General features: G+C 46.8%; 15 protein-coding genes. 14 read left to right on the forward strand and 1 reads right to left on the reverse strand.

The annotated features are described in order from the left end of the window. Positions 1–28: 28 nt before the first annotated feature. Positions 29–1315 carry an ammonium transporter gene (locus ACKTT9_RS07550; protein ID WP_407871061.1) on the reverse strand — a complete coding sequence of 429 codons (1287 nt, stop codon included), beginning with the start codon at positions 1313–1315 and terminating at the stop codon, positions 29–31. A gap of 271 nt (positions 1316–1586) precedes the next feature. Here ACKTT9_RS07550 and liaF point away from each other — a divergent pair, with 271 nt between their 5' ends. The 14 genes from liaF to bioD all read left to right on the forward strand — a co-directional run bounded on the left by liaF (position 1587) and on the right by bioD (position 16458). Next, positions 1587–2708, forward strand: a complete 1122-nt coding sequence (liaF, locus tag ACKTT9_RS07555; RefSeq protein ID WP_407871062.1) for a cell wall-active antibiotics response protein LiaF — start codon at positions 1587–1589, stop codon at positions 2706–2708. A gap of 9 nt (positions 2709–2717) precedes the next feature. After that, positions 2718–3782 carry a sensor histidine kinase gene (locus ACKTT9_RS07560; RefSeq protein WP_407871063.1) on the forward strand — a complete coding sequence of 355 codons (1065 nt, stop codon included), beginning with the start codon at positions 2718–2720 and terminating at the stop codon, positions 3780–3782. Continuing rightward, a complete protein-coding gene (locus ACKTT9_RS07565) occupies positions 3775–4422 on the forward strand; it encodes a response regulator (protein ID WP_407871064.1) in 648 nt (215 codons plus the stop codon). The genes ACKTT9_RS07560 and ACKTT9_RS07565 overlap by 8 nt, the downstream gene beginning before the upstream one ends. 88 nt (positions 4423–4510) lie before the next feature. Further along, positions 4511–4924 carry a YugN family protein gene (locus tag ACKTT9_RS07570; protein WP_127457787.1) on the forward strand — a complete coding sequence of 138 codons (414 nt, stop codon included), beginning with the start codon at positions 4511–4513 and terminating at the stop codon, positions 4922–4924. A 145-nt stretch (positions 4925–5069) separates the two neighbouring features. Then, a complete protein-coding gene (locus ACKTT9_RS07575; protein WP_407871065.1) occupies positions 5070–6665 on the forward strand; it encodes a S1C family serine protease in 1596 nt (531 codons plus the stop codon). Positions 6666–6811: 146 nt separating this feature from the next. Further along, complete coding sequence (locus tag ACKTT9_RS07580; protein ID WP_407871066.1) at positions 6812–7501, forward strand: response regulator transcription factor; 690 nt, start codon at positions 6812–6814, stop codon at positions 7499–7501. A 1-nt stretch (position 7502) separates the two neighbouring features. Then, a complete protein-coding gene (locus ACKTT9_RS07585) occupies positions 7503–8972 on the forward strand; it encodes a sensor histidine kinase (RefSeq protein WP_407871067.1) in 1470 nt (489 codons plus the stop codon). A 46-nt stretch (positions 8973–9018) separates the two neighbouring features. Then, positions 9019–9975 (forward strand): 4-hydroxy-3-methylbut-2-enyl diphosphate reductase, encoded by a 957-nt coding sequence (locus tag ACKTT9_RS07590; protein ID WP_407871068.1) that lies wholly within the window; start codon positions 9019–9021, stop codon positions 9973–9975. A 60-nt stretch (positions 9976–10035) separates the two neighbouring features. Beyond that, entirely contained in the window at positions 10036–10551 is a 516-nt protein-coding gene (locus ACKTT9_RS07595; RefSeq protein WP_246069306.1) for a DUF2062 domain-containing protein, read from the forward strand. Positions 10552–10681: 130 nt separating this feature from the next. Next, positions 10682–11725, forward strand: a complete 1044-nt coding sequence (gene aroF, locus ACKTT9_RS07600) for a 3-deoxy-7-phosphoheptulonate synthase (RefSeq protein ID WP_145659934.1) — start codon at positions 10682–10684, stop codon at positions 11723–11725. 236 nt (positions 11726–11961) lie between these two features. Continuing rightward, complete coding sequence (glnA, locus tag ACKTT9_RS07605; RefSeq protein ID WP_157319516.1) at positions 11962–13386, forward strand: type I glutamate--ammonia ligase; 1425 nt, start codon at positions 11962–11964, stop codon at positions 13384–13386. Positions 13387–13589: 203 nt separating this feature from the next. Beyond that, positions 13590–14141, forward strand: a complete 552-nt coding sequence (locus ACKTT9_RS07610; protein WP_407871069.1) for an NADPH-dependent FMN reductase — start codon at positions 13590–13592, stop codon at positions 14139–14141. A 215-nt stretch (positions 14142–14356) separates the two neighbouring features. Next, positions 14357–15706 (forward strand): adenosylmethionine--8-amino-7-oxononanoate transaminase, encoded by a 1350-nt coding sequence (bioA, locus tag ACKTT9_RS07615; protein ID WP_407871070.1) that lies wholly within the window; start codon positions 14357–14359, stop codon positions 15704–15706. Positions 15707–15714: 8 nt separating this feature from the next. Continuing rightward, positions 15715–16458 carry a dethiobiotin synthase gene (gene bioD, locus ACKTT9_RS07620; protein ID WP_407871071.1) on the forward strand — a complete coding sequence of 248 codons (744 nt, stop codon included), beginning with the start codon at positions 15715–15717 and terminating at the stop codon, positions 16456–16458. Positions 16459–16474: the final 16 nt, after the last annotated feature.

Consider the following 16474-nt stretch of genomic DNA (forward strand, 5'->3'; position numbering starts at 1 on the left):
CCGTCTGGAAGGGTTTTTTGCTGTCAGTTTATCCTTTTTTCAATTGTTCCAAGTCCAGGAAACCGTCCTCCTGGCTGTAAGCGGGAACCCCATGGATTCCTACATCTAAGCCTACGAGCTCTTCATCACTGCTTACGCGCAGAGGTACGATGAGATTAATGAGCTTCATGACGCCCCATGTGAGGGCGAAGCCCCAAATACAAACTGTAACAAGACCTAATGCTTGAACACCTAACAGACCGAATCCACCACCATAAAATAAACCGGCTGTACCTTCGCGGATAGCGTCAGGCTGTGCGAACAAGCCTACAGCCAATGTTCCGATGCTGCCGCTGATGCCGTGCACGGGGAACGCTCCGACGGGGTCATCGATTTGTCTGGCTTCCAGCATTTCAGTAGCGTAGACCATCGCGATACCGCAAACAGCTCCAATGAAAATGGCGGCAACATCACTAACGAATGCGCAGCCGGCGGTAATGCCGACGAGCCCTGCAAGCGCGCCGTTGATAACCATTGGCGGGTCAGCTTTGCGATAGCGTAACATCGTAAACAGGATGCAGGTTGCGCAGCCTGCTGCTGCAGCTAGCATAGTTGTTACGGCAATATGGCCGATCGATGTATTGGTAGCGCTTAGCGTACTGCCGGAGTTGAAGCCGAACCAGCCGAACCATAGGATGAATGCGCCTACGGAAGCTAGCGGCAAATTGGAGGGTGGCACGATGTTGGCCGTTCCATTCGCTGAGAATTTACCGATCCGCGGGCCGATGATCACTGCTGCGGCGAGTGCCGAGAAGCCGCCAAGTGCATGGATGACAGCTGATCCGGCGAAATCAACCATGCCGAGCTTGCCGAGCCAACCGCCAACTGACCATACCCAGTGACCGGCAATGGGATAAATTAAACCTGTCATGGCAATGGTGTATAGGATGTAAGCTCGGAAGTTGATGCGTTCGGCAACTGCGCCCGATACGATGGAGATAACAGCGATAACGAAAGCGCATTGGAATAGCCAGTAGGTTTCATGTGAGATGTTGAGATCAATGTGTGTCAAATCTCCTCCCATGAAAAAGCCGCTCGTGCCGATGATTCCCCCTGCGTCTTTACCGTACATGAGTGCGAAACCGATGAAATAGAAAATAAGTGCTCCGAAAGCGATATCAACAAACACTTTCATAATGATGCTTACGGCATTTTTCTGCCTGACAAAGCCTGCTTCCAGTAACGCAAAGCCCCCTTCCATCAATAAAATCATGGCAGCTGTTAGTACCACCCATATGGTATCTAGACCGCTGGAAAGCTGTTGGATTTGATCCATTTCTAATCTCTCCCTTATATTCGAAGCGTTCTAATGGAACAATTATACGGTTCTCATGACAAGCATGTCAACGAAATACGTAAGAATACATAACATAAAGAACGTATTGTTCGTATCTTCCAAATCCATGTCAGTTATTTTGTGTTTGTGCTCGCAAAACTCAGTCTCTAGACCGAGGCGGCCTTCAATCCCTCGTCTCTTTTCAATCTTGCTTGTATCTTATAGACTAGAAGTATCTTAACAACGATGTACACAAATGGAGGAAGAACGTATGAATCCGCATATGTTTCAACGCATGATTTGGGGGCTTGTCCTTGTGACGGCAGGTATCCTATTTTTACTTAATCAACTGGGGTTCATTCATATTGACCTTGCTTATATGTTTTCCACGTATTGGCCTGTCATTCTCATCTTTTATGGGCTCGTCGGATTCCTATGGCAGCGTAAATATCATTGGGGAGGTTCGATTTGGAGCTTACTCGTTTGCGGTGTCGGAACGATTTTCCTTCTTAAGAATCTGAATCTCACCGATCGCTCACTGGGAGACATGTTTAAAATTTTGGCCCCTGTTGCTTTAATCTTATTCGGGCTGAACGTTATCTTCCGCCCTGGCCGTAGAGAGTCGCCGGACTGGCTTTCAATGAAAGAAGCGAAAGAGCAAGCAAGAAGAGAGAGACGGGAAGCAAGACGCAAGGAGCACGAGAGACATAGTAATCCCTGGGACTCCGCGGGCTGGAACCATAAGGAGAAAGTAGAGCGGGACCTTTTCACAGGAAGCGAAACCAAGCATACACTGAGCGACGAGGAAAAAGAAGTTCTCAAAGATATTCATGGCGAATTTCATCAAAAGCATGCGGACGAATGGCTTGGCTCCGGGGATTCACGCGCGAAGGCGCCTACAGCTCAACCGGAATCGCATGGTCAGCCGAAAACGCAGAATCTTCACAAGCACAGTCATGGTCACAGTCACGGACATCGCTACGATGACTTCGTGCGCAATTTTGATTCAGGTGATGTTCTTCATCGTCACGGCTTCATCGGGGATGTTCATCTGGGGCAGGAAGCTTGGGAGCTGAAGCCGATTCAAATCTCTCACTTCATTGGAGATTCTGTGATTGACTTGACCCGTGCGGCCATTCCGCTTGGAGAAACAACGATCCATGTAACTGCCTTTATCGGCGACGTGAAAATTTTTATTCCTAACGATCTGGATGTAGAAGTTCGTGTGATGGCAAGTTCTTTTATAGGGGACATGAAAGTTCTTGATCGCCGCGAGAGTGGGTTTCTGCGCAGCGTGAGAACACAGACCTCTCATTATGATGAAGCCGAGCGAAAACTTATCGTCACGACAAGCATGTTTATTGGTGATATAACAATCAAAAAGATAGGTTAAGGATGGAGCATGTACAAATTGCGAATGTTCAATATGAAGTGGCAGCTGCTGAATTACTTTCTGATCTCGAGTTTACTCACCGTCACAAGTATTTTTATTGTGCTGGAATACTACAGCCGGGAGCTTGCGTCATGGGAGTTCCGGAAGTGGTTTCTCATTGCCATTTTAGCGGTCTGTTTAACAGTAGGTTATGTAGCAACCAAGAGATGGCAGCGTAAGGTCGATGAACTTCATGTAGCTATGCTCGAACTATCCAAAGGGAATTTCGCCAGCCGTATTGAGCTTGAGCCTGTTGAACCGTTCATGTACTTATATGATGCTTTTAATAACATGGCGGCTTCTGTCGAAGAACGTGTTCAGCTGCTGCAGAAACTTGGCGAGGCCGAGGCGATTCGCGATCAAGAGCTTACAGAGAATGCCGTTATGGAAGAACGGCGCCGGCTTGCGCGCGATTTGCACGACACGGTGAGCCAGGAGCTTTTCGCTATTCATATGTCAGCGTCCTCTCTGCCGAAAATATTGGAAAGAAACCCGGATGCAGCGGGGGCAGTTATGAATCAGCTGATTCAAATGTCGCACCATGCCCAGAAGCAGATGCGAGGCTTGATTTCACAGCTTAGACCCATTGAATTGAATGATATGAGCCTTCAAGAAGCCCTGGAGAAGTGGTTTCCGGAATATTGCCGGACCCATGAACTGCAGGGCCAGCTTGACGTTTCTTTGCGTGATCCGATATCAGAAGCGATTGAGCATCAGTTTTTCCTGATTATCCAAGAAGGTCTTGCGAATGTGGTGAAGCACGCTTCTGCCAAAGGAGTAAGGCTGGCTATTTATGAAAGAGAGCATCAGTACGTACTTCAGCTGCAAGACGATGGCCAAGGATTCGAGCGAAAGGATATTTCTTCAGCTTCCCATGGTCTATCCACGATGAGAGAACGAGCGCAAAAGCTGGGCGGAGATGTGGAAATCGACAGTAAGTTAGGTTCAGGCACCCGTGTCAGGGTTCGCATTCCGCGCTTTACAGGTCAGACTGGCATGGTCACAAAGGAAAGAGAGGGAGAAAGCCATGAGTAGCATTAGGGTAATGATTGTTGATGATCACGATATGGTTCGTGTGGGCTTAAGGACTTATATTTCGATGGAACCCGGTCTGGAAGTTGTGGGGGAAGCCGGTAATGGGCAAGAAGCGTTCGACAAGTTAAATGGTGAGCTGTCCCAAGGTCTCCCTGATGTCATTTTGATGGATCTCACGATGCCTGTACTCGACGGGATCGGAGCAACCAAATTAATTTACACCAAATATCCGCAGATCAAAATCATTATGTTAACCAGCTTTCTGGAAGAAGCCAAGGTGCTTGAGGCCGTAGAGTCGGGAGCTATCAGCTACATGCTGAAAACCGTCTCGTCCGATCAATTGATTCACGCCATCCAGAGCGCATACCGCGGCATGCCTGTGATGAATTCGGAGGTGTCCATGGCGCTGACGAGAGGGGTTAGACAACGCAACGCCATGCCGGAGGAAGAGGGCTTGACTTCACGCGAGAAGGAAGTGCTGTTATTGATTGCCGAAGGGAAAAGCAATAAAGACATTTCGGAGGAACTTTTTATTAGTATAAAAACGGTGAAAACACACGTCAGCAATCTGCTGATGAAGTGTGAATTGGATGATCGTACACAATTGGCTATTTTTGCACACCGCAAAGGTTGGGTTTAAGGAAGTAAGCCCTCATGACACATAAAAACTACATTTTGGAACACTCTATGCGTAAGGAAATTAATATGAGCGCTTAAGGAGTGTCGGAATGAAAACAATATCTTCTTCATTAGAACAGGTCAAAGAGTCCTTCGACAGTGTAAGAGACCACCTGCAGGAGTTTGATTTTGCGTTGGGCGGTAACTGGGATTATGACCATGGGTATTTTGACCGCTCTTTAGATGAAGCCAATAAAGTGTGGTTGCGTATTCCATTTCAAGTGGTGACGGGAAGAATTGATGGCGATACAGAGGCGACGGATGCCATCGTAGAGGTGGGAACTCCATTTGTGCTGAAACATGTCTATAATGAAGGCCTTGATCAAGAAGCAGAAGCGGAAACCTATGGAGCGATGATTGATCAGTTTCAGGCGCCGCTCGATCCGGATGCTGCCGTTGACGACAAGTGGGTAAAAGAAGCCGCGGGACTGCTCAAAAAAGTCGAACAAGCTTGGATACAATAGAATTGTCCTTTTTTTACCTCCATTTTATTGTTTTTTAATATTCGTTTAAGGTTGTGAGTGCATGATAGTACCATAGACAGCAAGACATCATCCAACTAACAAACATGCACTTTATAACTCGTATAAACAAATGGAGGTAAGAAATATGGAAGACAACAAAAAAGACTATAGCGACTTCTTCAAGTCGCAGAATAACAATAGCGATTCGAACGACTCCATGAACCGTAAAGAAACGAACCCTGAAGAACCGCATGATCCGAACAAAGAAAGACCTTCCTACTATTATTCTTATGGACCTTACAAGTCCGCTTTTAACGAGAGTAACGAACAGGAAGCACTTACAACCTCCGCATCAGGCACAGAGGGAACGTCCAGCGTCGAGGTTACCCCGCCTAAGAACTTGCGCCCATTCAGCTTCGGACCGGATGTAGGTTCTGCGCAAGGACCTGGTCCTTGGGATTCGCATACTAGAAAACGTTCTTCTTCTGTAAAAAGCGTTTTCGCTGCTTTCATGGCAGGAGCCTTGGTTGTAGGAGGACTCATGTTCACCGCTGACAAAATGAACTTGTTCACAGGCAACCAGCCGTTGGCATCGGGCAGCACGACTACGGCTACGACGAAGGGTTCCAGCGATAACGGCGAAGTGAAAAATGTAGGGCTTGATGTTGTCCGCCCTGGTAATATTTCCGCGATCGCGCAAAATGCCGGGCCTGCTATCGTGAAGGTTGAATCTTTGGTGAAGCCGAAGCAGTCGACACGTGGCGGCAACTCGCTTTTCGATGATCCGTTCTTCCGTCAATTCTTCGGAGATAACGGCGGCGGCAATACCGCACCAAAAAGCGGTACGCAAGATTCGGGCAGCGGCGAGCTACAGCCGGCAGGGATGGGAACCGGGTTTATTTTCGAGAAAACCGGCTATATTTTAACGAATGAACACGTGGTTGACGGTGCTGATGAGGTGCAAATTACGGTTGAGGGCTACGATAAACCATTCAAAGCCAAATTGCTGGGTAACAGCTATGACTTAGACTTGGCTGTCCTCAAAATTGAAGGCGACAAAGATTTCCCGATTCTCCCTCTTGGCAAAGCAGAAGATGTGAATGTTGGAGATTGGGTTGTAGCCATCGGTAACCCTTACGGTTTTGATCATACGGTAACTGTTGGTGTACTGAGTGCGAAAGAACGTCCGATCTCTATTCCAGATACCAAAGGAACACGCGAGTATAAGCACTTGCTTCAAACAGACGCTTCCATTAACCCTGGTAACTCTGGCGGACCTCTGCTCAACTTGAACGGTGAGGTTATCGGAATTAACACGGCGGTAAGCTCGCAAGCTCAAGGTATCGGATTTGCCATTCCGACAAGCACAATTTCTTCCGTCTTGGAGAACCTGAAAAACAACGTTCAAATTCCTAAAGAACCAGTTCCTTACTTGGGTGTAGGCTTGCAAGATATCGGTAAAGACTGGGTTAGCGAATTGAAGCTTTCCAATACCGACGGAGCATTAGTTGGCAGCGTTCAACGTAAAAGTCCTGCTTTCCAAGCCGGCCTTCGCCAATACGATGTGATTGTTGATATTAACGGTACGAAGATCAAGAACTCTCAAGAGTTGATTACGAAAGTTCAAGCTACAAAAGTCGGCGATAAAGTAACGTTAGGTGTGATTCGTGACGGCAAACGGATGGATGTGCCGCTTACAGTTGGAGACAAAAATACGTTAGCTGAAACGCCTGCTGAATAAGAGAAGTAACTTTATTTATAAACAAAGATTCGTGCGTACGGTTAAAAGGAAGTGGAGACCCGCGGGCCGCAAGCTTGCAGGCTCTGCTTCTTTTTGCTTGCCGAGCTGATTTTGATACAATGAAAAGGAAGAAGGGGGGCCAACCAATGAGGGAAAATATTATGGTGATCGATGATGATGAGAAAATTACGTCTATGTTGAGACGTGGCCTGGCTTTTGAAGGATATTCCGTTGAAACGGCAAGCAATGGCGCTGAAGGACTTAAGCAAATGCTGAGGTCGGAACCCAATTTACTAATCTTGGACGTGATGATGCCGCATATTGATGGCTGGGAGGTTGTGCGGCGAATCCGTGAAAGCGGCAGCGAGGTGCCGATCTTGATGTTAACGGCCAAAGATGAAATTAGTGATCGTGTAAAAGGTTTGGATCTTGGAGCTGACGATTATTTGGTCAAGCCCTTTGCGCTGGAGGAGCTGCTCGCTAGGGTGCGAGTGCTATTACGCCGTCGGACGGAGCGGACGGAGCAGCCGACCAACCGTTTGACCTATGAGGAAACGATTCTTGATTTGGATACGCGGGAAGTATTCCGTGACGATAAATTGATTGAACTAACGACCAAAGAGTTTGATTTGCTTCACCTGTTCATGCAGAATCCGAAGCGTGTCCTTTCACGCGATATTATTATGGAGAAAATATGGGGTTACGATTACAGCGGCGAATCCAATGTTCTCGAGGTATACATAGCACTGCTGCGTCAAAAGACCGAAGAGTTTGGCCATAAGCGCTTGATTCAAACCGTCCGGGGAGCGGGGTACGTATTGAGAGGGGAATCCTGATATGTCGCTTCGTTTGCGGCTGACGCTTTGGTATTCCGGTGTTTTGGCATTAACGATGCTGCTTTTCGGGATCGTGCTGTACGTTTTCTTGAATTATTTTTTGTATGATCAGATCCGTCAGGACTTGAAACGGGAAGCGGGGAATACCTCCCTGCGGATTCAGAAAAGCATCGCCCTTTCACAGAAGGGGCTTGTCGTGGAATTAGAATTGGAGAACAGAGATTTCTATTCTACAAATACGTTCCTGCAATTATATAATGTGAATCTCAAAACCTTTAATCGCTCGGCGAATTTGCAATTTTATAATGTAGCACTGCCATTGGATACTCCCAGCATTGATAAGTTGAAGGGCGATGCCGACGGTTTTTTTCAAAAAACCAAAGTGCTTGAGCAAGATTTTCTCATCTATTATCAAGGCATCTACGACCAAGCAAATAATCTGATTGGTATTCTACAAGCGGCCGTCCCTATTGGCAGTTATGAGAGAACGGCCGTTACCCTTAAGTATACGCTCATGTTCTGGGCATTGTTTACGATTATCGTTGCTGCTTCGCTGGGGTGGTTTTTATCGCGTAAGGCGCTTCAACCGATTGAACGCGTGATTGATGCTGCCAATCAAATTGGAAGCGGAGACGATTTGGAGAAACGAATTGAGTACCAAGGACCGCTTGATGAAATCGGCCGGCTCACCCAAACGATCAACGGCATGCTTTCACGCATCCAGATTACTTATCTGGAGTTGGATGAAGCCTACCGTGCACAGCGCAGATTCGTATCAGACGCTTCTCACGAGCTGAGAACACCGCTGACAACGATTCGAGGGAATGTGGATCTTCTGGAGAAAATGTGGAAGAAGACGTCAGGGACGGAGCTCGCCACACCGGAACAGATGCAAATGTCGCTGGAAGCAATGCACGACATTGCCGGAGAAGCGCAGCGGATGAGCAGGCTCGTGAACGATCTTCTCGCGCTTGCCAGAGCAGATGCAGGGGTTGTTATGGAGAAGCATTCTGTCGAAATGCTGCCGCTCGTGCAGGAGGTTGTGAGAAGGGCGCAGTTGTTAGAGCATACGGCGGAATGGCAGGTGGGTGATCTGGAAGTTCTGGACCATGCCATCGTACAGGGGAATCGTGACTATTTACAGCAGCTGCTGTTTATTTTCATTGAGAATGCATTTAAGTATACGCCGGTCGGGACGGTGTCGATTCATGTGTCGCGGACGAATGATTTTGTCGGCATTCAAATTGCAGATACGGGGATTGGGATGGACAAAGAAGATATTCCGCATATCTTCGACAGATTCTATCGTGCCGACTTATCTAGAGGGTTAACTACGGGTACAGGACTAGGCTTATCGATTGCCAAATGGATTATTGATGAGCATGGCGGGTCCGTTGAAGTGACGACACGCAAAGATGAAGGCAGTACATTTATGATATGGTTGCCGGCTAACTTTCCTCTACCTGTGTAATCCGTTATAATAAAAGGAAAACAGATGATGTAGGCAGGTGGAAGGCATGGAAGTCGTACGAATTTCTCCAAGAGGCTACTGTTATGGTGTCGTAGACGCGATGGCATTGGCTATGCAAACTGCAAAAAATTTAAATCTTCCAAGACCGATTTATATATTAGGTATGATTGTGCACAATGCGCACGTCACCGATTTCTTCAAAGATGAGGGCGTCATTACACTGGACGGTGAGAACCGTCTGGAAATTTTGGAGCAAATTGAAAAAGGTACTGTCATTTTCACGGCACACGGCGTTTCTCCCGAGGTTCGAAGACGGGCAAGAGACAAAGGTTTGACGGTTGTCGACGCCACGTGCCCAGATGTGACAAAAACACACGATTTAATTCGCGAAAAAGTAGCAGACGGCTATGAAGTTATCTATATTGGTAAAAAGGGGCATCCGGAGCCGGAAGGCGCCGTTGGGGTTGCCCCTGGCCTTGTGCATCTTATTGAGAAGCTGGAAGAGGCTGATCGTCTTAACGTTAAGTCCGAGCGTATCATCATTACGAATCAAACAACGATGAGCCAATGGGATATCAGGCACATCATGAATCGTCTCTTAGAGCTGTTTCCTAAGGCCGAAATTCATAATGAGATCTGTCTTGCAACGCAGGTACGGCAAGAAGCTGTGGCCGAACAAGCCAAAGAATCTGATCTGGTTATCGTCGTCGGAGATCCCAAAAGTAATAACTCCAACCGCTTAGCGCAAGTTTCAGAGGAAATTGCTGGAGTCAGGGCGTATAGAATAGCTGATATCACTGAATTGAATCGGGAATGGTTAACCCATGTCCGAAAAGTTGGGGTGACTTCAGGGGCTTCAACGCCGACTCCGATTACCAAAGAAGTCATTTCTTACCTGGAAAGTTACGATCCGAAAGATGAAACCACTTGGGCAGTTATACGTACTATTAATATGAAGAAGCTCATCCCGGCTATGAAGTCCAAAGCAGCCAGCAGTGAGTAATTCGTATTTATTCCACAGGGCGGGATTGTGACCAGCATGCAGAGCACTCAGAAGGTGAAAATGATGAAAACTCGCTACGATTGGAAAAGCAGCAAACGCTGGTTTAGGTACAAATATTTACTTCTTTTACGTGCCAAAGGCGGCCCTTCTAAGGTAGCGCGCGGCTTTTCAATTGGTCTGGCTATAGAAATGTTTACTCTGCCTACAGCTGGATTTGCATTCGTTCTTATTTTTCCTTTGGTCTATTTGTTAAGAGCTAATCTGCCTGCGGCATTAATTGGGTTTGTATTCGGCAAGGTGATTTATCTCCCGTTCTCAATACTCAATAAGCAGGTCGGAGATTGGTTGGTACCGAAGCATGTCAAGGTGTATCTGATTCATCATCTGCCTCATATCTTATCCAATATTATCCGAAGCGGTTTGGACTTGATTGTGGGTGGGATGGTGGTTGGAACCATTCTCGGTATTATTGCTTATTTCCCTGTAGTGCTCTTTCTCAAACACCATACAAATCGTCGCAAAGAAAAACGCAGACTCCGCAAGGATCAGCTAGCACCTTCTAAACAAGAAGAATAGCAAATAAATTAACGCTTGACGAATCTTCGTCAAGCGTTGTATATTTACTTTAGTGATTAAAAGCGTAGAAGCGAACAAGCGTTGAAGTGTTTAAGTGGAACAACCCATATAAATGAGGAGCGTGTATATCATGATCGCCATTACTTCTAACAAAACGTCTGACGAGCGTATTCAAGAAATCGTCCAATTTATTGAGAAGCAAGGTGTGCAAGCACACGTTTCCAAAGGCGAAGATCGCACGGTTATCGGTATTATCGGTCAAGCAGATCCCAAATTAGCAGAACAACTGCGCCAAATGTCAGGAGTGGAACAAGTCGTGAAAATTTCGAAATCATACAAATTAGCAAGCCGTGACTTCCATCCGGCAGATACCGTTATTAATATTAAAGGCGTGGAAATTGGCGGCGAGCAGTTGGTTGTTATGGGCGGACCTTGCGCCGTGGAAACTCCGGAACAAATCGATGAAATCGCCCGTTTGGTGAAAGCGGCTGGGGGGCAAGTGCTGCGCGGCGGCGCATTCAAACCAAGAACAGGACCTTACAGCTTCCAAGGCGTAGGCGTTGAAGGTTTGATTATGATGGCTGAAGCGGGCAAGAAGCATGGACTTCTAACGATTACAGAAGTTATGACTCCTGAATACGTGGATGTGTGCGCACAGTATGCAGATATCCTGCAAGTCGGCACACGCAATATGCAGAACTTTGACCTGCTTCGCAAGCTGGGTACGATTCAAACGCCGGTTCTGCTGAAACGCGGATTCAGCTCCACATATGACGAATTCCTGAATGCAGCAGAATACATTCTTGCCGGCGGTAACCCGAATGTTATGCTCTGCGAGCGCGGAATCCGAACATTCGAAACTTACACACGTAACACATTGGATTTATCTGCCATTCCAGTACTTAAACAGCTTAGCCATCTTCCTGTCATTTCTGATCCAAGTCATGGTACAGGTCGCAGAGAACTTGTCGTTCCGATGACGAAAGCTTCCGTTGCTGCAGGCGCGGACGGTTTGATCATCGAAATGCATACGGATCCGGACAACTCCATGACCGGTGACGGCGTACAATCCCTGTTCCCGGACCAATTCGCAAACTTGCTCGTAGATTTAGAGAAGCTTGCACCATTGCTTGGCAAAAAGTTCGACACGCAGAAAGAAGCTATTCTGGCATAATATTATGTTCAAGGAAAAGAGTTTCTTCTATTAGAAGAAACTCTTTTCCTTTATTTGTATATAAGAAAAGTCTGTGAAATAGTGTAAGCATAGCTTACACATAAATAAAAAATACCTGACATAAGTATTGACTGTGAAAGCTTAATCGCTATATAATATGTGCAAGATAACAACAAAAAGTTGAACATTAATCATGTAAAGTACGTTGAATGTACGGAAATGGGAGGGTTTTTTAAATGTCAGTTCAAAACGTGTTGAACCTTATCAAGGAAAAAAATATTGAGTGGGTAGATTTTCGTTTCGTAGGTCTTTCCGGTAAAGCACAGCATATCTCTTTGCCAGCTTCTGAAGTAGATGAAGAAACATTTGTAAACGGCGTAGCTTTTGACGGTTCGTCCATCCCAGGATTCCGTGGTATTGAACAATCTGACATGGTAATGATGCCAGATACGGAAACTGCCTATGTAGATCCTTTCACAGCGCACCCAACATTGATCATTATGAGCAACATCCATACGCCAGAAGGCGAACGTTATGATCGTGATCCACGTAGTATCGCACAAAAAGCTGAAGAATATCTTCAAACAACAGGTGTTGGTACGACAGCATTCTTCGCACCAGAATCCGAATTCTTCATCTTTGACGATGTTCGTTTCGAAAACGGCATGAACAAATCCTACTTCGAAGTTGACTCCGAAGAAGCAGGTTGGAACACAGGCCGCAAAGAAGAAGGCGGTAACCTTGCTTATAAAGTTCCAGTTAAAGGCGGTTACGTTCCAGTAGCTCCAATCGATTCTCAACAAGACATTCGTTCCGAAATGTGTAACAAACTTGCTGACGCAGGTCTTCGTATCGAACGTCACCATCACGAAGTGGCAACAGCTGGTCAAGCTGAAATCAACTTCCGTTTTGACACTTTAACTAAAACAGCAGATAACCTGCTCAAATACAAATACATCGTTGCTAACACTGCTAGAGAATATGGCAAAGTTGCTACTTTCATGCCTAAGCCGCTGTTTGGCGACAATGGTAGCGGTATGCACGTTCATATGTCCATCTTCGACGGAAGCGAGCCTTTGTTCTATGAAAAAGGAGCATATGCAAACTTAAGTGAAATGGCAATTAACTATATCGGTGGTATTCTTTACCACGCACCAGCTTTGATCGCTTTGACGAACCCAAGCACAAACTCCTTTAAACGTCTAGTTCCTGGTTACGAAGCTCCAGTTAACCTTGTATTCTCCAAAGGTAACCGTTCTGCAGCAGTTCGTATTCCAATCGCGGCTGTGACACCTAAAGGCTGTCGTATCGAATTCCGTACTCCGGACAGCACAGCTAACCCATACCTTGCTTTCGCAGCAATGTTGATGGCTGGTCTTGACGGTATCAAAAAGAAAATCGATCCACGTGCACTTGGATACGGTCCTTTCGATACAAACATCTATGAAATGTCTGATGCTGAGAAAGCTGAAATCCGCAGCGTTCCAGGTACATTGGACGAAGCTCTTGATGCTCTTGCAGCTGATTCCGAATTCTTGACTGAAGGCGGCGTATTCACACAAGATTTCATCGATAACTACATCGAATTGAAACGTGGCGAAGCGAAACAAGTTGCAATCCGTATTCACCCACACGAGTACAACCTGTACTTCGATTGCTAATTCTTAGCCCTTATATCGCTTATAAAGATGAGCTGCTTCTATCATGGTTTTCCATGGTGGGGCAGCTTTTTTTTAATTGATAATAAAACCTATTTAATAATTATTATAATCTAGGTCTGGAAATTTAATGAAAACCATGTATAATAAAATCATCAATCAGTTCTTATTCTTTATTATTCCAACGCTGGGAAGGAAGATATGTAATGAGAATCACCCTAATTGCAGGAAGCAACCAAAAAGCAGCTACAAGTACAAGACTCACGGAGTACATTCAGCATTTGGTTCAATCGCTTGGGCATCAAGCCACACTTATTGATCTGAACAAAACACCGGTACCGTTTTATTCACCGGACAATGCTCATGGCGGTCATGAAGCACTTGAAAATCTGAAGCGTGCAATGCACGAAGCAGATGGCATCGTGTTAGCGACGCCTGAATATCATAGCGGAATCTCTGGTGTTCTGAAAAATGCACTGGATCATCTGGGACAAGATCATTTTAATAATAAAGCCGTGCTTTCCGTCAGTTCAGCGGGCGGTGCCGTAGCTGTCAGCTCGCTGACTCAGCTGCAAACAATTGTTCGCAACCTTCATGGCATTAACTGCCCGGAGTGGATTTCCATTGGCGGCGATCAGCGGAAAAGTTTTCAAACAGGAGTGGCTTACAGCGATATTCATCCGGATGTCGATAAACGCGTGCGACGTGTCGTAAATTCCTTCCTGGATTTGACAACCGTATTGAAAGTTCGACAATAGCTTGTTCGACAAGAAATGATTTAAATTCACATATTATTCAAAAAGAGTAATGCAAGCGTTCAGACGCTTTGTATTGCTCTTTTTTTAATTGTTAACCTGTAGATGGGTGAAATGTGTTTACAATGATGTAATGATCTGCTAAACTGACCTCTATCTATTGTTAACCTAATAACGAAATTATTGGTTAACAATAAAACTGTTTAGGAGGGAATGTCGTGTCAAAGTCCTACGAACGACTTGCGGCCCTCAACAAGTCGCATGTCTGGCATCCTTTTACACAAATGAAAGACTACAATAACGAGGATCCTCTTATCATTGAGCGTGGAGAGGGCGTTAGACTTTATGATGTCCAAGGACGCGCGTATTACGATGGATTTTCATCTGTTTGGCTAAACGTTCATGGCCATCATGTACCGGAGCTTAACCAAGCCATTTCCAACCAATTGGAGCTTGTTGCTCATTCTACTTTGCTAGGTATGGCTAATATCCCCGCCATTGAACTGGCGGAGCGGCTTGTAGACATCACGCCACTTGGATTAAACAAAGTGTTTTATTCGGATTCTGGAGCAACCGGAGTGGAGATCGCGATTAAAATGGCTTTCCAGTATTGGCATAACAAGGGCCATCGTCATAAAAAATCTTTTATCACAATGGGGCAAGCGTACCATGGAGATACGCTTGGCGCTGTGAGCGTTGGGGCGATTCCTCTATATCATGACGTGTTTCGCCCAATGCTGTTCCAGTCGCATGTCATCCCTTACCCCTATGCTTATCGGCATGAAGGGAGGGCAGAGGGAGCCAAAGAAGCGACTATCGATGCTTTGCGAGATCTGCTGGAAACAAAGGCAGATGAGATTGCTGCACTTATCGTGGAGCCGATTGTCCAAGGAGCCAGTGGAATTGTCGTGATGCCGGATGGCTGCCTGCGCGAGATGGCTGAGCTTTGCCGTGAGCATGACGTGCTGCTCATCGCGGACGAGGTAGCGACCGGTTTCGGTCGCACGGGGGAGATGTTCGCCTGTGATTTGGAAAACGTAACACCGGATCTGATGGTGGTGGGAAAAGGACTCACAGGCGGCTACTTGCCTGTAGCGGCAACGCTGGCGACGGATGAGATTTATGGCGCCTTTTATGCGGATTATCAGGAGCAGAAAACCTTTTTCCATGGACACTCTTACACGGGGAACCCGCTCGGATGTGCGGTAGCTTTGGCCAGCTTAAGGCTTTTTGAAGAGAGAAACATGTTGGAGGGTGTTCGTTCGAAGGCAATTTTTACTGCGAATAAACTAGCGGCGCTCAAAGATAGACCGCACGTCGGTGAAATCCGGCAGAAAGGGCTGATGATCGGAATCGAGCTTGTACGTGATAAAGGATCACGAGAACCGTACGAGTGGGGAGAGCGAATTGGCGTGCGGGCGAGCCAGAAGGCTAGAGAGCTTGGCATGCTGACACGCCCGCTGGGCAATGTGATTGTCTTCATCCCGCCATTAGCCAGCACGGAGGCCGAGCTTGGAGAGATGACGGAGATTTTGGCGGCATCCATTATTCAGGTCACGGAAGGATGAGGTCGACGATGAACAAAGACAACGAGGAGCCGATACGGGGACTGTTCATCACAGGGACGGACACCGGAGTCGGCAAAACGATGGTGACAGCTGCCATAGCAGCGGCGCTTCGTGCGGACGGCTGCGAGGCGGGCGTGTGGAAGCCTGTACAATCAGGCGCGCTTCTGGGCAGTGGTGAAACAGATGCCGAACAACTGCTGCAGCTGACGGGGATAAATGAGCGGCCGGACGCCGTTGCGCCATTCACATTTGAAGCGCCGCTGGCTCCAATGCTTGCTGCCAGGCAAGCCGGCGTGACTTTGACGATGCAGGAGCTGATCGCCGCGGGCAAACCGCTTATGGAGCGATACGATGCCCTGCTGGTCGAAGGCGCAGGAGGCGTGGCCGTTCCGCTGAACGATGATGCCTTGATGGTGGATTTGATCGCAGAGCTTCAAATACCTGCACTGATTGTTGCCCGTTCCGGTCTAGGCACAATTAACCATACGATTTTGACAGCAGCTTTTTTACGGCATTATAAAATTCCGATTATAGGCGTCATCTTAAATGATGGGGATGATCCAGACATTCAAAACGATCCGAGCGTTGTCACAAACGCGGAGCTTATCGAGCAGTATAGCGGTCTTCCCGTTCTCGGCCGGTTTCCTTTTTTGCCAGCTGATGAGGTTCATACAGACCTTTTAATACATACCGCCAGGAAATCTATACAACTTGCACCGATTAAAAAAGCGCTAAACATTGTGCCCCAATGAACGCCAAGGAGGAGAA

This window comes from Paenibacillus sp. P36, assembly GCF_045866505.1.
Lineage (GTDB): Bacteria > Bacillota > Bacilli > Paenibacillales > NBRC-103111 > Paenibacillus_E > Paenibacillus_E chondroitinus.